Here is a 22496-nt window from a genome sequence, read left to right as displayed (position 1 = left end):
ACTTTACATGATTCCAAGAATTTTCCCGACCAGCATGCCGAAATAGGTGCCCAGAAACGAGCCAATTAAGGCCATGATGACACCAACTGGAATCAAGGTCCGACTATATGCAGCCGCAAGCATCGGTGCTGAGGCCATGCCGCCAATATTGGCAAGACTGGCAATCCCAAGTGTGAATAAATCATATTTAAACAACTTCCCAAGCAGCAGCATGATAACCAAGTGAAACAGCATAATCAGAAAACCGGAAACGAGATAAATAGGTGCTTGAGCAATCTGAGAAAAGTCAGATTGAGAAGCAATAAGCGCCACGATAATATAAAGCATTACATTGGAAACATCCAGTGCCCCAGGAATCCGAGATACCGGTGTCTGGCCAAGAATCAGGCCAATTACTGAAGCAATCAAGATTGTCCAGGTTGTGGCACTAAATACATCTCCCAATTCCGGCAAATGATCACCTGCAAATGTTGCCAATGCAGAAACAAGTAGCCCAATTCCAAGAAGATACATGATATGTTTAAATTGTAATCCTTGATCATTTTCCTGTACTGCTGCATCTTCTTCCAGTTCATTGTCTATAAAGGACGTATCTGCTTTTGTCCAACGATTAAAAGCACCTGCAAATGGAACGAGCCAGAACATGAACATCACCCATACTCCATAATTAATCGTATCCATCATTAGGGCATAGCCAAAGATATTTTCCGGAACCTTAAGAATATCCTGCAAAGCAACCATATTAGCCGATCCGCCAGTCCAGCTTCCAGCAAGCGCACCAAACGCACGCCACGTATCCGTAACATAAAAGTGTTTGAAAATAGCATAGACAATGACAAATCCAAGCATGATGCTGAGAACCGCTACAAGGTAACCGCCAATCATCCGTGGTCCAAGTTTGATAATACTGCGGATGTCACATTTCAACAGCATGATCATCAACATCGCCGGAAGCAAAGCCCCTTTCACACTGGTATACGCCGGTTCCGTAGCATCATTATCAAATAAGCCAATTGTCTGTAAAAATGCTGCCCCAATATAAATCAGAACAATCCCCGGAATAAATTTAAAAAAGCGATTGGAGCTAAACTTATTTTCAACTCCTACCATCACGGCAGCCAGTGCCACCAGGACAGCGATATACATAAAACCATCTGTTATCATTTCGGTTCCTCCCTCTGGTAAATAAAAATCCAGCCCAACAAATAATCGTCAGGCTGGATTTTGACTAGGTTTATTTAGTCAAAGCAGCTTTTGCTTGCTCATATTTATTTTTTGCATCATAGAATGCAACAATCAGCGCTTTTTGCGAAGAGCCCAGATACCGTTTGCGAATATCCTCTTCCACCTTGTCATCGTCTACCTTCCGTCCTATAAACAAGGAACGGACAAACTGATTCGTCAACTGGATGGTTGAAGAACATTCGCTATCAACAATTTCATCACTGGTAACGTCAATCACCAATGCCAGAAAAAATTGACTATACTTCTTGGTAATCGGATTATTCTGTGGTGACTTTGCATCCCCGATTACGTAGATCGTTTTCTGATTATACAATTACTAAATCTCCTTCACGTCATTGCAGACGATACAAGTGACCGGCAAGGGAAACTTGTAGTGGCTTGTATCGTGCGAGCGCTTACAAGTAGGTATAGTAATAATATAGCATTTCGGTAACTATCAGTCAATAGTAGATTGACGTTTTAGAAATTATTGTAAATAGTATTCATATTATTTATTTTGGTTCTATTGTCCAGCCAAGACAGAATTATTTATAAAAAGAAAATGGGAATATTCCATACATTATTACATGGGTTTACTTGAAATAAAGCCTTCTAGAATAAATCCGTCTTCCCTTTTCGCTAACCTTTTAAGTCAAATTTCCTATGTATTAATTTACCTTTTAAAAAACGTGACTATAGTTTCGTTCCTTTATTACCAAAATTAATAGTATTCACATTTTTCTATTGAACTATATTAGCTTAATGCCTATAATGGCTGTAATAAGTAGGAACGATTTTACATTAAATCTTTCAAATAAGTTCGATATTCACTTTATCATATAATAATCTATTTAAGATTAAAAATCTTGACATATGTTAATTTATTCACAATTATCCTAAGTTCTCGTACATGTAATTTCCCCCTAGTTTTTCTTAAACCGGCTTTCATTTCCAACCTAGAGTAACCCAATTAGAGCAATCAAGGATACTGGAAAAATCCAAAAAAGAACATATTGCTAGAAGTATTGAATGTAAGGTAAGACTTCCCAAGGGCTCGTCCCTTGTTAATATATATTTTTATTCCAAGGTGCATACGGAAAATTTAATAACCCTACTATTTAGAGCCATCAGTCCAAATACATTACAAGGAGGCATTTTTAGTGAGGATAAGCACTTTTTCATTATACCAGTAAAATGAATAGAAACAGGTTAGTTGTGCCCAAAAACAAGGAGGTTACTATGAGAAAAAATATTTGGAAAAAAGTTGTACCTTTCGTTACGATTTTATTGTTATTGCTGAACCCGATTACCGGACTGGAGATCCAAGCCAGTGGAAAAAGTGAGAAAGTGGACGACGATTTCATGAGCCACGAGGAGCTGGGTCAAAGGCTAGACCAAATTGAGAAGACCAGTTCAGGCAAGGTCGAGGTCGACGTCACCGGGTACTCACAACAAGGCCGTGAAATCTATGCAGCTCGTGTAGGTACGGGTAATAAAGTATTGCTGATCAATGGTAATATACACGGTAACGAGAAGAGTGGTCCAGAGGCACTTATGCAAATGCTCGAGATTCTTGGAACTAGCGATAGCTCCCGTGCTCAGGCGGTTCGTGAGGAGGTTACAATAGTTGCCGTGCCACGGCTCAATGTTGACGGTGCTGAGATAACGCAACGGCAGAACGTCTTCCCGTGGGATGACGTCATTGCGACCTACCCACATCTCGAAGGTGCTGAGCCCGCTTGGAACTATAGTGAAAGAAACGGCGGCTTTGATATCAACCGGGATTTTAACCCGGATCTGAGCTATGAACCTGTGTTGGAAGATCTCCCCGGTTCGAGTGCTGAGCCCGGTTTTTTCCTGACGAACGAATCCCGCATACTCAGAGAGCTGTATCTGGATCTAAAAGCTGAGTTTGGTAAGGTGGAAGCCTTCGTAGACCTTCATCACATGGGTACCCCGAAGACCAACAAAACTGGTGAGGATGTCACGATTGCAATAGACTATCCGCCACTGGGACCAGACAACAGTCCGAAGTACGATGATTGGCCAGAATTGGATCAAGAAAAATCCATACGCTATGCGTTGGCTGCTGCTCTTGGTGTAAAAGAATTCTCAGATGATGAGGAGCCCGGTGTGGCCCGTTATTTACACCCAGAGGAGCGCGATTTACCTGGTCAAGCTAGGTCTTCGTTTGCTCTTAATGGGACAGCGACCGTCCTGTTCGAGATGCCTGGCCAACAGCCTAGATATGGTTACGATCAGGAGCTAATAGATCGCGTAGAGAACGGGCTGTGGGGTATTGCCACTCGGATGGCGGATGATTCTATCAACAATCTCAATGGTGATGACTTCTTTAGCCTGCCCAAGTATTGGACCGAAAGTGCATCCGATATGAAAACACTTGTCGAGCGCTTCAAAAAAGAGGGGGAGTTCGATAGCGACGATGTTGCCCGTTCCTTATCGACCCATTTGACTGCTGTGAGTATTTACGAGGAAAAAGGTTTGTCGGAAAAGATTGTTAAACACATGAAGATCTTTAAGTTGCTACTTGATCATCAGAAAGAAAAAGGATTGATTGCAGATAATGCTTATAACAGGCTCAAGGATGATGCTGATTATTTAATTGAGAAGTGGTAACGGTTTCGAAACTTGAAATACAAGATGCCTACTGTGGCAGGACAATAACTGCCACAGTAGGATCTTTAAAAATGTAATTGTCGAAATGCGGCAATGCGGTTCTTTGTTATATAAAAGGAAAAAAAGGAACCCAAAAGCGTAATAAAGGTATAAACCCTTTTACATCACTCAAAGTGATCCTAGAACATGGCTCTTTATTTGTGACGTTAATGAGTATACCCTCGTCAATAAACTGTTTTAACGGAATTTCATCTATAAGATTCCCACCCTGATTAATATGATATGGCGCGTCAACATGAGTCCCAGTGTGTGTACCAATTTCGAATTTGGTAACATTGTAACCGTCCGTGGAAATCGTTGCGGCCGGGAAAATATTTGGCTTTGGATTTCCGGGATATACGGGAGTTTCGTTGTTTATAACTATTGATAAATCAACTATTTTATCAATTTTCATTCTACCAACCTACTTTTCTTTTAAACCAAGTACGCTAACTAATGGTGAATTTCAACTATCTACCTTTAAATTACATATACAGTGTACAGCCTTTACCCGTTAACATCCATTATATCCTTTGTTTGCGCCTTTTCTTTACTGGATCGATCCGTTAATGATACAACAATCATCACTATAATATTAACACCAATCCCATAAAGGATCGGATTACTAGAAGATAGCCCCTCAATAGCAAGACCACCAATAACAACCAAGGCACTAATCGTAATGGAATAAAAAGCAGCTTTTGCTGTTGCTCGTTTCCAGAATAGACCAAACACAATCGGAATAAAAATTGCCCCCGCTAATATTGCATATGCAACGTCAATAGCAGCGAGTAACTCTTGTATCCACAATGCAATCACAATTGCAATAATTCCTATTATTAATGTAGTAACACGTGATAACAATAAAAATTGACGATCAGATATATCTTTAAAAAAGTGATCCTTTAATATATCTTTTGAAATTAAAGTAGAAGAAGCTAATAGTGTCCCTGATGCAGTTGACATAATCGCTGCAGCCACGGCAGCAAAGACAATTCCAAGTAATCCTGAAGGTAGTGTTTCAAATGCCATACCTGTAAATACATTTTGTGTGTTTCCAATATTCGGAAGGAGAATTAGAGCGCACATACCAATGATAATCATTGCCATAGCATATAATAAGCTATAGACTCCCACAAGCACCCCACCAGTACGAGCAGTTTTAAGATTTTTCGCGGTAAAATATCGTTGCCAAATATCCTGTCCAACCATCATCCCCAATGTAAATGTTAATAAATATTGTATGATTTCCTTAAAACCAATTGCCGAGAAGTCAAAATAAGAGCTTGGGAGTTGTTCTGTCAATTCTCCAAAACCGCCTACTTTCATTAAGCTGATCGGGAGCATGATCAAAAATATACCAATCGTCATGATTAAAAATTGGATAATATCGGTCATAGAAACGGACCACATACCACCAAGGATCGTATAGAAAAACACAACCCCTCCTCCAATTAACATTGAGGAGATGAGCCCCCAATCAAAAATGGCACTCAAAAGCGCACCAATTGCAATTACTTGGGTTACACTTACCATCAAGGCATAAATTGCTGCTACAACAGCCCCAATCAACTTCGATTCCACATTGAAAAGTTTTCCCAGTAATCCACTAATAGTCATTAAATTATAACCTGTCACTCGTTTAAGAAGTAATAAACCAAACAGAGTTATGCCTAACCCCATTGAAAATACAAACCATATGCCGGAAAAACCAGATTCATAACCGAGCTGCGCCGAACCAATTGTTGAAGATCCACCAAGAAAAACTGCCGTCAAACAACCAAATAACATAAAAACTCCTAGATTACGTCCAGCCAAAATATAGATTTCAGATGTTTTTGCTTTTATAGTACCGATTATCCCAACAATAATGAGGACAGCAAAATAAACAATGATAATAACCAAATCAAGCGAAGTCATCATATTCCCACTTTCGTCGTTTTATTTTTAAAAATATATGGTAATTAATGAATAACCTAAAAATTGACTTGACACCTTTTCATATATATTCGATTCTAGCTAGACGTTTTAAGCACCTACATTTTTGTTTTTCTTCATTCTGGAATAGGATATATTTGTTCGGCTAAACATTTTCATCAATCCCCAGTAAACAAAACATGTTATCAAAAACGTCCATAACGTAGATCCGGTAGGAAGCGGTTGCACATAAGAAAAATAATAAGCAAAGGCAGCACCAATAGTATAAGATACATAACCGATGTAGTTTACACCTTTTGAATACCAGTATTGTTTATTTTCGCCTGAAATAATTTCTTCGGCGTCATAATGCTTATGTTTGATAATATAGTAATCGACCAATACAATAGCGGTAATTGGAATAAATAAAGTCCCAATCATTAATAAAAAGTCTTGGAAATGATTAATTAACATTTCTTTTGCAAGGGCGCCCAATACACATATAATTCCCATCGTTAATGCTACCTTCCAAAAACGATGTCTCGAAAATATTGCTAAGTATGACATGGTAGCTGCGTATAAAACCATTGCATTTGTAGAAACAACCGAGAGAAAAATAACGATCCCCGCTGCAAACCCAAGTACTGGATTAACCCCACCAATCAAAATGGTTGGATCATAAGTCTTCGTTACTCCACCTAATATGGAAAATCCAGCCACCGTTACCCCAAGACCGAAAGCGACTAATGATGCAAATAGATAACCTACATACGTTCCTGAGACAGCTGTTTTTTCCGATTTACAAAAACGGTTAAAGTCACAACAAATAGCCACTTGAGAAAACGCAGTTGCTACAACCATATCAAACGCAGCTACTGCAGTAATTTTGGGATTTTTACTTGCAGCCATGCTAACCAAATTTCCGATATCGAATTTAATAAACATAAACGCAAAAACAATCACTGACAATACAAGCATAGTACTAGCGATAATATTCTCTGTTTTTTCAATCCCCTTATGGCCGAAGATTGCAATCATCACTATAATACTTTCCGTCAGAACGACAAATAGGTTAATATTACTATACCCCGTTAAATACGTTACGGCATAATTAAGACTTAAACCACCTAAATACGCTTGAACCCAGCTCCAGCCAATTAAAGTAATAACATTTGCAACAGATGGTAAAACTGACCCCCGATGGCCGAAAGCTCCACGAGTTAGGATCATGGTCGGTAATCCACTGCGCGTTCCTATATTCCCCATCAAAACAAGTGGAACGGCACCGACAAGTGTTCCTGCTATGATTATTAAGATCGCCGCGCCATATGTTAAATCGGGTACGAGTAACATACCGGTTAAAACAGTAGTTACTACAACCTGGGCCCCTACCCAAATAGAAAAGGTAGAAAAGAAATTCATCGTTCGCTTATCCTCGGACAGTGGATTCAAATTATCTTGCCCTAACGACTCCGTAAAATCTGCCATGTATTATCCCTCCTTCCTATCATTTTCAAATCCATACCAACCAGGTGCTTTAAGTTGACTGATCTTATTGACATGCTTGACTTCCCTATAAGAATCCAGCCCCTGCGGCCCCAGCTCCCTTCCAATTCCACTCTGTTTGTATCCTCCCCAAGGTGCTTCCGCATAAGGAATATGGTAATTGTTAATCCAAATCGTACCGGCCTTAATTCGGGAAGCAACAGTAAAAGCATGATCCACATCTTCACTAATAATCCCAGCTGCCAAGCCGTAATTTGTTCCGTTGGCAAATCCAATCGCTTCTTCTTCATCCTGAAACGATTGTACTGTTATGACAGGTCCAAATATTTCTTCCTGAACAATTCGCATATGTTGATCTACATCAATAAAAATTGCCGGTTGAAGATAGAAGCCCTGAACTCCAATTTGTTGACCACCAATTAACGTAGCCCCATCCTCAACACCTAGGGTCAGATAACCTTTAATTTCCCCTAAATGATTTCCACTAACGATCGGTCCCATTTCTGTTGTTTCGTCTAATGGATTACCTATTTTAATTTTGTTTACCTTCTCTGTTAAAAGTCTAACTACTGGTTGATAGATGGATTCATGAATGAGTATTCGAGAAGCTGCCACACACACTTCACCTTGATTAAAGAATCCTCCAAACATTATCCAGGCAACTGCTTTTTCAATATCTGCATCTTGCAAAATTAATAATGGTGATTTCCCACCAAGCTCTAGTGAAACACGTTTGAATGATCTTGCACAAATTTCATTGATTTTTCTACCTGTCTCAACACTGCCAGTAAACGACACTTTATCAACATCCCGGTTAGCAGTAATGGCTTCACCCACAGTGGCACCTTCACCTAAAATCACGTTAAAGACACCGTCGGGAACTCCCGCTTCCTCTAATAGTTCCGCAAATCGAATTATGGACAATGGCGTTACTTCCGATGGTTTAAAAACCACCGTATTACCTGCTGCAAGTGCCGGAGCAATCTTCCACATTCCAAGTAGTAACGGAAAATTCCATGGTAATATTAGAGAACAAACACCAACAGGTTCATGAATAACCTCACTTGCGGATCCATCCTCCATTTCGATCTCTCTTGGCGACACTGAATCTACAAGTCCTGCATAATACTTGAGACAAGTGATGGAATCCTCTACATCCATCCGGGATTCTCGGATTGGTTTTCCAGTATTTAACGTCTCAAGCCGGGCAACCTCATGCAAGCTGTTTTCAAGTAATTCTGCGACCTTTAATAAAACCTTTACACGCTTGCCTGGATAAACGGACCAATCTGTTTCATCAAAAGCTTTTCTTGCAGCATTAACTGCGTTATTTGCTTGATGATCAGTGGCCTCGGCTATTTCAATGATTACACTTTCATCTGCAGGGTTAATAATTTTTCTCTTTTTCCCTTCACCTGCTTCCCATTGCCCATTTATTAGCAATTGTTGATTATCACGCCGCATTACTTCACTCCTTTCCTGTTAAAATTGATAAATGAGGGAGAAACCGTGGTAACAAGAAGTTCTTACCTTTTCACTCCTAACTCCCTTCCTGTAACGCCCGTTTTTTCATCGCTATTAAACTAATCATTTCAAAGATAATCGAAGATGCTGCAACTGCAGTAATCTCACCACTATCATAGGTTGGTAAAACTTCAACCAAATCAAAACCTTTAATATCAAGTCCATCCAATCCTCTGACATATTCTAACCCTTCATAACTTGTCGGCCCACCTACCTCTGGTGTCCCAGTTCCTGGCGCATATGCAGGGTCAAGGAAATCAATGTCATACGTAACAAATACTGGTCTATCTGCTGCACGAGCATGGATTCGCTCCATTACCTTGTCATAACCAATTTTTCTAACTTCTTTCATCGGAATAACCTCATAGCCAAGATCTCTCGCATCCTCAATATCTTCCGGACCATAAAGTGGACCGCGCATTCCGACTTGGATCGAATGATCAACATCAATTAATCCCTCTTCCACCGCGCGTCGGAAAGGGGTTCCATGCATATATTTTTCACCAAAATAGTTGTCCCACGTATCACCATGTGAATCAAAATGAACAAGTGCAATTGGTCCATATTTTTTAGCAAATGCGCGCAAGTGACCAAGTGAAATCGAATGATCCCCACCCATTATCACCGGAATGATCTCTTTGTCCAGAACATGCTCAAGCGCATTGACAATATTATCGTACGTTTGATGAATATTACCCGGGATGACATCAATATCCCCATAATCTACACCAGAACAATAATCAAAAATGTTAATATCTTGATCAGGGTTATATGGACGGAGTAATACCGAGAAATCACGGATATGCTGCGGTCCGTATCGTTGTCCTGTCCGGTTAGATGCTGCCGTGTCAAATGGAACGCCCATTACAACGAAATCAACATTTTGTGTTGTTTCAATATGTTCTAACCGCATAAATGTACGAGGGCCTGTGAAACGAGGTGATTTGGATGAATCTTTTGGTTGGTACATAGTATTCCTCCTTTATTAAATGTTCAGTTAATAAAATGCAATATATATGCCAATTTTCAGCGCCCCATTTTAACGGATTGCAATCATACCTTTGATTTATTTTTGAATTAAAATGACCTTCTTCGATTCAAAATGAATGATTTGATTCATCTTGAATTAATCTGATATTTTTTGAGCCGCCGTACAACGGTAGGCTGACTAATACCAAGATATTTAGCCATTTCATACGTCGTTTTATATTGGCGGTAAGCCCGTTTCAGCCAATTCTTTTCCACTTCTTCCAAAGCATCCTGCAATGTTAGCCCTTGCCGTTCAAAGTTTTCAAGAGTCCATTCATTGGTATGATGGTAAACGTTAGCCTCTTTGACAAATGGCAGATCTGACGGATAAATTATCGTTTCAGTAGACGTAACGACTAAACGCTCAATCAAGTTTTCAAGCTCTCGAACATTACCTGGCCATTGGTGATGTTGAAACGCATCTATTGTAGTAGAATGAAAAGATTTATCTGTCTGATATTTTTGGTTAAAAATTATTAAGTAATGCCGCATTAATTGATAAATATCATCGTTTCTTTCCCGTAATGGCGGGATCGTGATTGGAATAACATTCAATCGGTAAAACAAATCTTTTCTGAATTTCCCTTGCTTCACTAATTCCTCCAGATCCTGATTCGTTGCAGCAATCAGCCGAAAATCAATATTCTTAACTTGATAACCACCAATGCGGGAAACCTTCTTTTCTTGTAAAACTTTCAAAAGCTTTACTTGTATGGCTAAAGGAAGCTCCGCAATTTCATCTAAAAATAATGTGCCCTGATCAGCGAGTTCAATCATCCCCGCCTTGCCTTTTCTATCCGCACCAGTAAAAGCACCAGGTACATAGCCAAATATTTCTGATTCGAACAAGTTTTCAGGGATCGCGCCACAGTTGACTTCGATAAACGCCGCCTTGTTACGCTGACTTCCTTCATGTAACCTGCGGGCAAATACGTTTTTGCCAACTCCAGACTCGCCAAGTAATACAACAGCGGCATCTGATGATGCAATATGTTGAATCAACTTGTCAATTTCCTCCATTGTTTTACTTTTTACCACAATTTGATCCGTCTTTGCTTCTTTTTCCCGTAATTCCTCAATTTCCGTTTCATATCGTAACATTTTTGCACGCAATTGTTGGTAGTCTTCTTTCAACTGTTGAATTTCTGTTAAATCATGGGAGAAGCTGATAATCCGAACGATTTCCCTCTTTTGACTGAATACTGGAATACCAGTTGCCATAACCACTTTTGAGGTTGGGGTTTTTTGCATAACCTGGACTTCTTTTTTTTCCTTTAAAACCCTCGCTGTTACTGATGGATAAAAAATTTTCTCATTCTCCAATTGAAATACTGTTTTCCCAATCAAATCTCGCTGATCACTTCCATATATGGAGGTGCAGTTAGAACTAACCCGTAATACCACTCCATCCCCATCTGTTACAACAATATTATCGTTGGAAACTTCCAGAATGCCTTCTAATTCAATTTTTAGGAGTTCCAATTCTGACTTCATCATATCAATATCACCTTCATCCATGTATAATAAAAAGAGTATTTCAACTAGTATAACACGAGGATAGAAATAAAATATTCTAAAAATTAATAGAAATAAGAGACTTTTTTAGATTTAATTATTGCGTTATACACCCAAATTTCATAATGTATTATTGAACCTAGCTAAATTCTTAAAAAACACTATACTCAAACATCCCGTTCGATTATAGCGTTTTTCCAATCATTACACCTTCCCACTAACATCATGAAGAAACCGCCGAGTACGCCCCTTATCAGGATTATTAAACATTTTCTCCGAGCTACCATCTTCTACAATTAAGCCGTCGTCCATAAAATATCCCGATCAGCAAAATCTTTAGCAAATTCTTTTTCGTGCGTTACAACTACCATTGTCATACCTTCTTTAGCCAATTCTTTCATAACTAGAAGAACCTCTCGAACAAGTTCCGGATTAAGCGCAGAGGTGGGTTCATCATAAAGCATTACCATTGGTTCCATTGACAATGCCCTCGCGATAGCATCTGTTTGTTGTTGCCCGCCCGAGAGTTGTGCAGGATAATGTTCCATTCGATCAGCTAATCCAACCCTTGTTAATAATTTCTTCGCTTTATGACCATCTATTTTTTAATTATAATAGGAGCTTCCATTAAAAATCCAACAAGAGATGAAATTCTCCAAGCTTATGATCTGCGTAAAAACTTGGAGATTATGGCAGCAGAACAGTCCATTGATCGTTTAGACGAGAATGACTTCGCGGAAATGGCAAAATGTATTGTGGAGGAAAAAGAGGCTTTACATGCCAAAAATATTATGGCCTATTTAAAAGCAAACCAAGATTTCCACATGATTTATACGAAGAAGTGCGGTAATAAATTTTTGATTGATTTCGTTGAAAAGCTAATTAACCAAACATCAATCTATTTAATCTTATTTGATATATTTTTCGAAGATTCATCAGCAGAACCATATGGTTATAAAGAACACTTGGACATTGTACATTTACTTAAACAAAAGAAACGTGATGAACTAAAATTATGCCTGACAAACCACTATGATAATGCAATTAATAGCTTGGATATTGATAAAGGATATAAGGATTTAAGTGGGATATTTAATAAGGGATAAGTAATAGTAATACGTTTTCCTTGATGTGACTTAAGTGGCCTAACCTTCTTGAATTTCTGCTGTAAAAGGGAAAGGGAGTATTTTTTTGTTATACTCGCTTAGTATTTTCAAATGAGGAGCCCCTTAAATTATATCTAAAAATCCAATGAATTTGTCTGGATACGAATATAAAAATTTGACTTGGCTACTAAAAGTTTATTTCCTTGCTATTTTAGCCATAATATCTTCTCCGGCTGATTTTTTACGATCCACAATAGGATAAGAATCACCATTTAGGTTGTTCAATCAGGAGCTTTCCTAATATGACCTTTGGAAAGAACTAAAAGCAGAATAGTTGTTTAGTTATATACAATGAGTGAAAATGTATAAATGGAACACATAAACGAATCCTATCAGTTAAGATAGCATGCCAAGGAGGGATTATAGGGTTACTATGGATCCAATCGGACGGTGAAGGAAAAGAGGACTTGAGTGAAAATTCAAGGTAATCATAGCGACTGCTGTTGGTCATCAACGTTTTTCCTATTTGCATTGATATTCATGCTAAAAAGGCCGATTAGGAAACAATGAGATAAGATCAGAGTGAAGGTTATTGACCGTTACCGCATGGATTACCCTGCGCTTCCAATGCGCATATGCAAATAGGATCGAGCCCTTGTAGGAAATAATCGAATATTTTAAATATCGTTTACTGCCTAAAGGCCATCGCTTGAAAAAACGGCCCCCCTTAGCTAAAAGCCTTATTCCATTAACACAGAAAGGATGAAGAAAATGAAGATTCTTGTCGTAGGAGCTAATGGTAAAATTGGAAAACATCTTGTTTCATTGATTCAGAAAAACGATAACCTCGAAGCGAAAGCAATGATCCGTAACAAGGAGCAGGCTTCCTTTTTTGAAGATCTTGGTGCGGAAATTAGTATCGTAGACCTGGAACAAGACATCGATGCGATTGCCAACGCAGCAGAAGGCGTTGATGCGATCGTATTCACAGCAGGTTCTGGTGGGCATACGGGTAAAGATAAAACCATTATGGTAGATTTGGATGGTGCAGTAAAAACTATTGAAGCGGCAAAAGTTGCTGATGTGAAACGGTTTATTATGATTAGTTCGTTTGATACAAGCCGTGAAGCAATACAGGAAGCTGCTTCATCGTTTGCACCATATGTTGCAGCAAAACATTATGCAGATGAATGGTTGAAGAACTCCGATTTAGATTATACGATTATCCATCCTGGCTTGTTAACGAACGATAAAGGGACCGGTCAAGTCGAGCTAGGGTCCGATGTTGAAAGAGGCGAAGTTCCGAGAGAGGATATTGCAAGTGTCATCGCTGCCAGCTTGGAAAATGATACAACGATTGGAAAAGAGTTTCAGGTGGTGTCTGGAACGAAGCCTATTAAGGAAGCGTTAGATTCATTGAACTAATTATGAGAAAATGCAACTCCTGGTTTCTACTTGATTGGGAGTTGCATTTCTAGTAAATAAGCGACTTTATCCAAAACCAAAATAATGATGTTACAAATAAACTTATGATGAACCTAAATATGCTATAATGAATAGATAATAGATCGGCTTCTCATGGGAGTGCGACTCATCTTTTGCCAACCGGCGGTATAGCTCCTCAACCAATCCGGTCCATCCCCACACAATTTTAGACACGCTGCAGATCATAAACTCCATAACAACAATCCAGGTAATCGACTTTACCTCTTGTTATCATCCCATCAAAAACTTACCTCAAAACTACTTCTCTCACCATACAAACAAATGCGCAAACGTTACTAATACAGCACCAACTACATAATGAATGACAATTAACGGCCAGAACCATTTGAGCCATTTAACCCAAGGAATTTTAGCGATGGCCAGTGAAGCCATAAGAACCCCGGCAGTTGGCGTGATAGCATTGGATATTCCGTCACCTAATTGGAAGGCAAAGACAGCTGTTTGCCTGCTAACTCCGGTCAAATCAGCTAGCGGGGTCATAATAGGCATCGTTAAAGCAGCTTGACCACTTCCGGATGGAACGATAAAATTTAACAGACTTTGGGTAATATACATCCCCATTGCTGAGAAAGACGTTGGTAATTGACCGACTAAATTGGAAACAAAAAACAGAATCGAGTCAATGGTATTGCTGTCCTCTAACACGACCAGAATACCATATGCCAGCCCAACAACTAATCCTCCAACAACCAAATCCTCACTGCCTTTGACAAATGCTTCAGCAATTTGATTAACCCGTAATTTACCTATAAAGCCGACAATAACCCCCATTAATAAAAATAATCCAGCAATTTCCATGATGTACCAATCAAAAAATGTCACACCAATTGCAAGTCCAATAATGGTTAAAATTAACGCTCCGATAATAAGAGACTGTCGTAAGTTTAGTTTTTGTTGTTGTTTTTGTATGGAAAGATCGACGTCCCTTTGCTGGTCCACCTGATACATCATACTTATTTCTGGACGCTTCCTAACCTTATTCGCGTAAATCATGACGTAAGCAATACTAATGGCTACAAAAATAAACCAAACAATAAACCGAAAGCCCATTCCAGAAAAAAGTGGTAATTCTGCTATTCCCTGCGCCACGCCTACCGTAAAAGGATTCATAAATGCTGCGGTAAATCCAGCACAGGAGCCAACAATCACCATTCCTGCACCGACAAGGGAATCAAATCCCATTTTTATTGCTAAAGGCACCAGAATTAAAATAAATGGAATAGTTTCCTCTGACATACCAAATGTTCCGCCTCCCAATGCAAATAAAACCATCACAACCGGGATCAAATAAATCTCTTTCCCCGCCATTCTAGCGGAAATACTGGCAAATCCTGCTTCAATTGCTTTTGTAGCGTTAAGAATACCAAATGCTCCACCCACAATGAATATGAAAAAGATAATTCCAGCACCTTCGACCATTCCTTTATGCACCGCTTCGAAAATACCCAAAAAACCAACAGGATTCGAATCAACCGTATGGTAAGTTCCATCTACCACAACGGTTTCCCCTGCTTCATTTACTTCACGTTCATACTCTCCAGCAGGGATCACATAGGATAGTACCGCCGTAATAATAATAAGAGCAAATAAGATCGCGAAAACATGGGGAAATTCAAATTTCTTTTTCGGTTTAGTTGGCTCTGTATCCTTTAAAACCGACTCCTCACTCACCTTACCCTCTCCTCTTGTAAGTAAAATTTTATTGCAATGTGTTAAAACAAAACAGGCAGTGATTCACTGCAAAAAGCTCTTTTTAAGCAGAAATTTCACTGTCTGTCCATGACGAAAAAATCTTGAACTTATTTGTTGTCAAATTCCGTTTTGATAGTAGTCAACAATTTCCGGTCGGTCATCACATCATAGCCAGTTTGTGCTAACGCTAATACACCTTCAGCAATAGCTGCCTCCCCATCTTCTGTGATTGTCTTATCCGCAAACTCCTTTGTATGAAAGACAAGGCCTGGCTCATTCAATCCTACATATGGATGTATCGCCGGGACAACGTGGCTTACATTTCCCATATCTGCGGATCCTGAAGGTTTTACAGCAGTATAAACGGGCTGTTGACTGTGTATTTTTAAGTTTTTGGTAAATGTTTCCGATAACGCTTTGTTTGTAATCATATTATCATAACTTAATTCGAAATTGGTAATGTCAACCGCAGCTCCTGTCATTGCTGCTGCTCCATGCGCGATATTTTCTACTTTTTTGACAACTTCATCTAAAACTTCACGTTTGTTTGCCCGAACATAAAATTGAGCAACTGCTTTTTCCGGGACAATGTTTGCCGCTTGACCACCTTCGGAAATAATGCCATGAATACGGATATCCGATGGTACATGTTCACGTAATGCATTAACCCCGTTAAACAGTTGGATGACACCATCCAGTGCATTAATTCCTTCTTCAGGCGAGGCCGCTGCATGGGACGCTTTCCCGGTAAATGAAAATTGAATAGCATCCATGGCAAGCATAGCGCCACTCTCCGAAGAAATGTCCGCAGGGTGTACCATCATAGCTACATCAATGTCGTTGAATGTCCCTTGTTCACTCATCGGTACTTTCGCGCCGCTTGTTTCTTCAGCTGGTGTACCAAGCACAATTACCTTTCCACCTATTTCTTGTACATGTTTACGAAGAACAACTCCAGCCCCAACCGCCATCGTTGCTATCAAATTGTGTCCACATCCGTGACCAATCCCCGGTAAGGCATCATATTCTGCCAAGTAAGCAACCGTTGGACCAGGTTTCTCTCCTGTAAATTCCGCTTTAAAAGCTGTAGGTCGGTCTACTATCCCTGTTTCAACTTCAAAATCATAAGAACGAAGATAATCTACTAGTAACTTCATAGATTCATATTCTTCATCTCCAAGCTCTGGATTTTCATATAGTTGATGACTAATTTTTACAAGTTCGTTTTTTATACTATTAAAATCTTTTGTAAGTGACACGAAATGATGCCTCCAATTCAGAATAATTATATTTATGAAGTGTACCATAATTCAATAAAACATGCGACGAGTGTTTATTTTTTCCCTACAATATATTGTCTTGTTCTTAAGAAATTGACCCATACCCATTTTCCTCTTAACATTAAACCTCAAAAACGTTGGCGCTTCTTCACACAAACTCCCTAGGTATCTCCTTCCTCCATGTTTTAGTAAAAATTTTTTCCTCATTTTCAAAAGCACTAATCGTGTTGACTAGATAAAATGCTGTTTCATCACTCGTCATTTCGCTATAGCTTTTTAGTTTTGTCTGCCAGTCGTCACGTCCGACATTCAATTCCCATTCACACGTCACCTTTGCAGATAGTGGATCATTTTCCTTAATCGTAAACGTATTTTTATTGATACTGCCATACTGCAGGCCATTTGCATGCAATTTTCTCTCGCCTTCATCTGAGAAATCTTCTAATTTCCAAATTCCATTAACTAGGTCATGTGATACGTGTCTTGTTCTATTTTCTTCCCTAATAATTTCTTTATCCATTACCTTGGCTGTTTCAGGGTTTTCGAAATGGCCATATTCTGCATCTTTAGCTTGTGGTATTCTTACTGGTAATGAGATATTCGTGTCTTTACCCGAATACAATTTTAATGTAACTGGTTTTGGAGACGGCCATGCCTGAGGCCAGTATGTTGGTGATACTGCTAATTCTAACCGGTGACCCTTTGGTATTTGTTGTCCCAATGCATCAAGCTGCACTGTGACCTTGTATTTTTCCCCCGGTTTCAGTGGTTCTGCCCGTTCATGTGAGTAGTGATGATTCAAATTTAACATTCCCCAGCTAATTAAAGTTGATTCGCCGGTTGGTGCTTTGTCACATAACCTCACTGCTAACAATGCATTTTCCTGATCTGATGACAGTTCACCATGAAAGATGGGATGCCCTAACAACTCCATCGTTTCCTGTAAAGGTTCTGATGTAAATACAACAGATTTACCATTTTCCAAACGTTGATCAGCGGCAAGATCGCCTGGTTGACCAAATGGACAGAAAACTCCTGCATAAAATCCATGTTCTTGTACGCTAGGAATAACCGTTTCTTCCCCAGCCATTACTTCATTGGTTAGTTTTTTTTCTGCTAAATAAAGGTTTTTTTCATTTATATTTCTCGATGGCCACGACCAGTCAGCAACCCATTTGCCAGGTCTTTCATCATAGCTTACTGCGGGCAATTCACTGTCCTGTATCCATGAAATTAGTTTAGGCTCATCCATGATCCCCGTATCTTTTCCTTTTAACCATTGATCCCACCAACGAAGACATTCCTGTAAGAAACCGATTGCAGGCTCGGGTATTGCTACTTCAGGATATTCATGCGCCCATGGTCCAATTAACCCTTTACTTTCATTCGGTAAATTTTCCAGTAAACGAAACACTGCATTGGTATAGCCATCTTGCCAGCCACTTACAGCAAATACAGGGATCTGAATCTTAGCGTAATCCTCACAAATTGACCCATGCTTCCAGTACGCATCCCTCAGCTGGTGCCGAGTCCATTCTTCTACAAATGGAGGTGTGTTCTCCAGCCGGTCCAACCAGTTGTCCCGCCAGCTTTCTCCTACAACTTCCGGGTCTTGTGGTCTTGCATTATACACAAACATAGTGGAAGCCCACCAAAGCATATCTGATGCTAAAAGGTTGCCACCCTTATAATGGACGTCATCTGCATAACGGTCATCGGTGGAACACAATGTAATGATTGTTTTCAATGCTGGGTGTTGTCTTGCTGCAACCTGCAGACTATTAAAACCGCCCCATGATTTTCCGATCATTCCTACGTTCCCGGTTGACCACGGCTGTTTTGCTATCCAGTCAAGTATTTCTAATGCATCATCTTGTTCCTGTTTTAAATATTCATCCAATAAAATACCGTCTGAATCACCTGAACCCCTTATATCTACACGAATACTGGCATACCCATGCCCAGCAAAATATGGATGTCTAATGGAATCCCGAAGCGCTGTAAAATCATTTTTCCGATATGGGATATATTCCAGTATAGCAGGTACCGGATGTTCTTCCGCATCTTTTGGAAGCCAAATCGTTGCAGCTAATTTTGCGCCATCAGACATAGGAATCCATACATGATCCATCTTCGCTATTTCTCTCGGAAATTCTGTTTTAATCTTTCGCTCCTTGGAATCTTTAACATTAAATACCAAGTCATTAACCTCCTATATATCATTCTTATCTAATTCTTAGGCAACACTTTTCTCTCACACGTTACTATCACTCCAGGATTTAATCTTCAATTTTTCTCCCTGGCAGAAACTCAATTTCCTCTCTCTTATCAGGATTTACTACCCTTATGACACTTTCATATACATAATAAAGTGTCCGCTTAATCGCCTCTTCTGTCGTATATTTCCGACGTTGATTCATCACCGTATTCATCATGCCTTTCCAAATCATTAACGTTGTATCAGCGATAAAATCAATATCTTTTTTCTCGATCAATCCTTCGTCTACTGCATTTTCGATATACAAGGCACTACGCTTTGAAAAACTGTGCTCCATAATAATCAACTTGATTTGTTCAGGCAAACCAATTAGGTCATCCCGATAAATTTTGTAATAATCATCCAGCAATTCTTCCGGTACAGACCCTAAGTTATCCATAAAAATAACGGAATAAATTTTAGGTTGTTCAAATGAATGCCTGCAGAAGCATTCCCAGGAATAGAGCCATTTTTCAACGGTGTTCTTCCCTTTTTCAAGGTACACAGGCAATTCATCCGTATACCCCTTCGTAAATCGCATTGCCGCAAAAAATTTCAAGTGGGATAAGTCTCTAAAATAATTATAGGCGGTAGAACTTGTATATCCTGCCTTTTCTGCTATTTTTCGAATGGTAACATGATTGATGCCTTCTTTTTCAATCACTTCCGTTGCAGCATCCAAAAAATAGCGCCACATACGTGCTCGTTGTATTTCCTTTCTTCCAGAACTCAATTCAGTCACTTCCTAACTATGAACATCCACATGTTAATCCACCTATTATTTCTTAACATAGACATGCAGATGCTCATTTTTCTTTAACCATTTTATCAATGATAGTCCCATAAGCACATACATAATCAGAACAGGTACAGACACGAGTACTGATGAGGTTTGTACTACATCAAGACCCCCGACAATAGTTAAGCTAATGGCCAGTGCCGATAGAAGCACACCCCATAATAGACGGTGCCAGCGTGCAGGTTCGGTAGTCGGACCTAATTTTTGAGTTGCAACACTGGCAATAACATAGCTTGCTGAATCAATTGATGTCGCGAGAAAAATAAAGCCAAGGATAACAAAGAATATAGAAACAACCATTGGTAGCGGCAGTGAATTTAACACGGCAACAATGACAGCTTGTTCACTTTGTTCTGTTAAAATTTCAGTTAAGCTTAGTTTGCCACTTAACTCAAGATCCATTGCATATCCACCAAACACTCCAAAATATAACCAACTGCCAAGGGAGCCCCACATTAACACATTAAATACCAATTCCCGAATACTTCTCCCTCTAGAAATCCGGGCAACGAAAATACCGATAAACGGAGCCGTTGCGGCAAACCATGCCCAATAGAAAACAGTCCAGGTTTGCGGGAATCCACTTTTTGCAATTGGATCCGTGTACAGACTCATCCGCAGGAAATCATCCAGCATCAACCCCAAACTATTTGTGAAATAAGAGAGAATAAATAATGTTGGCCCAACGATTATAACGAATAATGCCAAGCCTAATGCCATGTAGACGTTCCAGTCACTTAATTTTCGGATTCCTTTATATAGTCCTAAATATGCACTTGAACTAAAAATAAACGTCCAGATGATAATAATAACGACATTTAACCATAACGATGGTTCAATGCCAAAAAGATCACTAACCACTGCAGAAATCATCGGAACCCCAAGACCTAGCGACGTACCAAGCCCACCGATCATACTCCAAATAACTAAAACATCAATAGCTTTTCCTAAAAATCCATCTGCATGTTTACCTAGCACCCCGCGACATGCAGCACTTATTTTCAAAGAATGGTCTTTACGAACAAAAAAGCTATACGCCATCACGACAGCGGGTAATGCATATAAAGCCCATGCAGAAATTCCCCAATGAAACAAACCATAGCTTACTGCATAATCAGCGGCTTCGGTCGAGCCACCCTTGATACCAAATGGAGGACCAGTATAATAGTAGAGTGGTTCTACAATTGACCAAAACATAATACTTGTTCCCATACTTGCACAGAAAAGCATACCTCCCCAGCTAAACCGGGAAAACTCAGGTTTATCATCTGAATCACCAAGTTTTACTCTGCTGTACCGGCCAACCATCAGCCAGATTAAAATAATGAATAAACCGATAGTTAAAAATTCAAATGCCCAATCTAGACGAAAGGTAATTTCTGTCATCATGTTGGATACTACCGGACCAGCAGTATCCCGAAAGATTATTAAAAAAATAGTTACGACAACCACTAATAAAAGTGATGGCCAAAAGATAGATTTATCAATTTTAGGATTCATATCTTTTTTGCATACCTCCTGTTTGGTTTAATAAATTAAAAATCTTATTTTTAAAAGGGCATACCCTGTATTTTTTTCTTGTATTTTTTATTACCTGTGCCCCTCGTACAATATGAACAAGTTCTTTATATGAACATGTTCATATTAACATAATGATTGGATTTGTCAAAAAATATTTGAAGGAAAGTATGCATAAAGGGAAGGATAGGGAAAAAACTTTAAAAATTATGATATAACGAGATATTAAAGATGAGGATTCAAGTGCCAGTACTAATAAATAGAGTTTAAGCAAACCTTATTCATGTTACCAATGCAGCAAGGGAGATTTTAGAAATTGACATAATGGAAAAAGCTTGTAGAGAATATGGTGTTTTTCTCTGCAAGCTTTTTTCTGCTGAGTAATTCTGCTAACTTTTTTATTTGATCTTGAAAATCGCTTCTGTCACCATAAAAGCGGTCAACTTCCTGAATTCCAATAACGTCAGCCACCAGCATCCTTTGTAACCTTGGCAATTCTTTTTAAATCCAATTTACCATCTAATCCTGCTCAATGGTGAATGTTATAGGATATTACTTTTAGGTCTACTTCTTCGCAAAAACATTACCAGTTAGTGAAACTACCATAATAGTACTCAAGACTAACCCCGTAAAAGTCTTTTTATGGTTATTCTCCTCTCCTGTCTCTAAAAATAGGTCGTTAGGGTCTCTTGTCCCCTCATTCTATCCTCTGATCAGCCTGTTATTTCTCCAAAGAAGATGAACTGTCCTTTTCCGTTACCTCTCGTTCATTCCCGTTATCCCCTGACATCAAATTCTGTGAAGCATTTTTAAATTCCTTCAACGTTTTACCGAATGCCCGGCCGACTTCAGGTAGCTTGGATGGACCAAAAATAATCAGGGCAAGAACAAGTATTAAAATTAATCCTGGAATCCCAATGTTTGAGAGCATTAGCCTACCACCCTTT

The 22496-nt window shown here is 39.2% G+C and carries 18 protein-coding genes and 1 pseudogene; 3 read left to right on the top strand and 16 right to left on the bottom strand.

Features of this window, described 5'->3' with window-relative positions:
• Positions 1–3: 3 nt before the first annotated feature.
• A complete protein-coding gene (locus CZ382_RS18295) occupies positions 4–1164 on the bottom strand; it encodes a DUF819 family protein (RefSeq protein ID WP_088052609.1) in 1161 nt (386 codons plus the stop codon).
• Positions 1165–1234: 70 nt separating this feature from the next.
• On the bottom strand, positions 1235–1558 hold the full coding sequence (locus CZ382_RS18290) for a DUF3870 domain-containing protein (protein ID WP_088052608.1): 324 nt from the start codon (positions 1556–1558) through the stop codon (positions 1235–1237).
• Positions 1559–2463: 905 nt separating this feature from the next.
• Here CZ382_RS18290 and CZ382_RS18285 point away from each other — a divergent pair.
• On the top strand, positions 2464–3861 hold the full coding sequence (locus tag CZ382_RS18285; protein WP_235000473.1) for an FIMAH domain-containing protein: 1398 nt from the start codon (positions 2464–2466) through the stop codon (positions 3859–3861).
• Between the two features lie 106 nt (positions 3862–3967).
• Here the strand turns inward: CZ382_RS18285 and CZ382_RS18280 are convergent, their stop codons facing one another.
• From CZ382_RS18280 to CZ382_RS18250, 7 genes and pseudogenes are all read right to left on the bottom strand, one after another.
• Positions 3968–4315 carry a cyclase family protein gene (locus tag CZ382_RS18280; protein ID WP_088052606.1) on the bottom strand — a complete coding sequence of 116 codons (348 nt, stop codon included), beginning with the start codon at positions 4313–4315 and terminating at the stop codon, positions 3968–3970.
• Between the two features lie 92 nt (positions 4316–4407).
• Complete coding sequence (locus CZ382_RS18275; RefSeq protein ID WP_088052605.1) at positions 4408–5820, bottom strand: sodium:solute symporter; 1413 nt, start codon at positions 5818–5820, stop codon at positions 4408–4410.
• Positions 5821–5928: 108 nt separating this feature from the next.
• Positions 5929–7305, bottom strand: a complete 1377-nt coding sequence (locus CZ382_RS18270; protein WP_088052604.1) for a purine-cytosine permease family protein — start codon at positions 7303–7305, stop codon at positions 5929–5931.
• Positions 7306–7308: 3 nt separating this feature from the next.
• Positions 7309–8787 (bottom strand): aldehyde dehydrogenase family protein, encoded by a 1479-nt coding sequence (locus CZ382_RS18265; protein WP_088052603.1) that lies wholly within the window; start codon positions 8785–8787, stop codon positions 7309–7311.
• Between the two features lie 76 nt (positions 8788–8863).
• Complete coding sequence (speB, locus tag CZ382_RS18260) at positions 8864–9817, bottom strand: agmatinase (RefSeq protein WP_088052602.1); 954 nt, start codon at positions 9815–9817, stop codon at positions 8864–8866.
• Between the two features lie 146 nt (positions 9818–9963).
• Positions 9964–11370, bottom strand: a complete 1407-nt coding sequence (locus CZ382_RS18255) for a sigma-54 interaction domain-containing protein (protein WP_088053537.1) — start codon at positions 11368–11370, stop codon at positions 9964–9966.
• A gap of 225 nt (positions 11371–11595) precedes the next feature.
• A pseudogene (locus CZ382_RS18250) lies at positions 11596–11978 on the bottom strand (ATP-binding cassette domain-containing protein); the annotation flags it as partial.
• 3 nt (positions 11979–11981) lie between these two features.
• Between CZ382_RS18250 and CZ382_RS18245 the strand changes: the two are divergent.
• Complete coding sequence (locus CZ382_RS18245) at positions 11982–12497, top strand: GntR family transcriptional regulator (protein ID WP_088052601.1); 516 nt, start codon at positions 11982–11984, stop codon at positions 12495–12497.
• Positions 12498–13268: 771 nt separating this feature from the next.
• On the top strand, positions 13269–13922 hold the full coding sequence (locus CZ382_RS18240) for an SDR family oxidoreductase (RefSeq protein ID WP_088052600.1): 654 nt from the start codon (positions 13269–13271) through the stop codon (positions 13920–13922).
• A gap of 327 nt (positions 13923–14249) precedes the next feature.
• Here CZ382_RS18240 and CZ382_RS18235 read toward each other — a convergent pair whose 3' ends face one another.
• From CZ382_RS18235 to tatA, 7 genes are all read right to left on the bottom strand, one after another.
• Complete coding sequence (locus tag CZ382_RS18235; protein WP_088052599.1) at positions 14250–15674, bottom strand: YfcC family protein; 1425 nt, start codon at positions 15672–15674, stop codon at positions 14250–14252.
• A gap of 128 nt (positions 15675–15802) precedes the next feature.
• Positions 15803–17002, bottom strand: coding sequence for a M20 family metallopeptidase (locus CZ382_RS18230; protein ID WP_088052598.1), 1200 nt, complete (start codon positions 17000–17002; stop codon positions 15803–15805).
• A gap of 121 nt (positions 17003–17123) precedes the next feature.
• Positions 17124–19175, bottom strand: a complete 2052-nt coding sequence (locus CZ382_RS18225; protein WP_140392752.1) for a CocE/NonD family hydrolase — start codon at positions 19173–19175, stop codon at positions 17124–17126.
• A gap of 79 nt (positions 19176–19254) precedes the next feature.
• Entirely contained in the window at positions 19255–19965 is a 711-nt protein-coding gene (locus CZ382_RS18220) for a TetR/AcrR family transcriptional regulator (protein ID WP_088052597.1), read from the bottom strand.
• A gap of 45 nt (positions 19966–20010) precedes the next feature.
• A complete protein-coding gene (locus tag CZ382_RS18215) occupies positions 20011–21531 on the bottom strand; it encodes a BCCT family transporter (protein WP_088052596.1) in 1521 nt (506 codons plus the stop codon).
• Between the two features lie 327 nt (positions 21532–21858).
• Positions 21859–22044, bottom strand: coding sequence for a hypothetical protein (locus CZ382_RS23995; protein ID WP_200809544.1), 186 nt, complete (start codon positions 22042–22044; stop codon positions 21859–21861).
• Positions 22045–22270: 226 nt separating this feature from the next.
• Positions 22271–22480, bottom strand: a complete 210-nt coding sequence (gene tatA, locus CZ382_RS18205) for a twin-arginine translocase TatA/TatE family subunit (RefSeq protein ID WP_088052595.1) — start codon at positions 22478–22480, stop codon at positions 22271–22273.
• Between the last annotated feature and the right edge of the window lie 16 nt (positions 22481–22496).

The organism is Virgibacillus dakarensis, assembly GCF_900155625.1.
Classification (GTDB): Bacteria; Bacillota; Bacilli; order Bacillales; family Amphibacillaceae; genus Lentibacillus_C; species Lentibacillus_C populi.
This window is presented reverse-complemented; position numbering and strand designations above follow the sequence as displayed.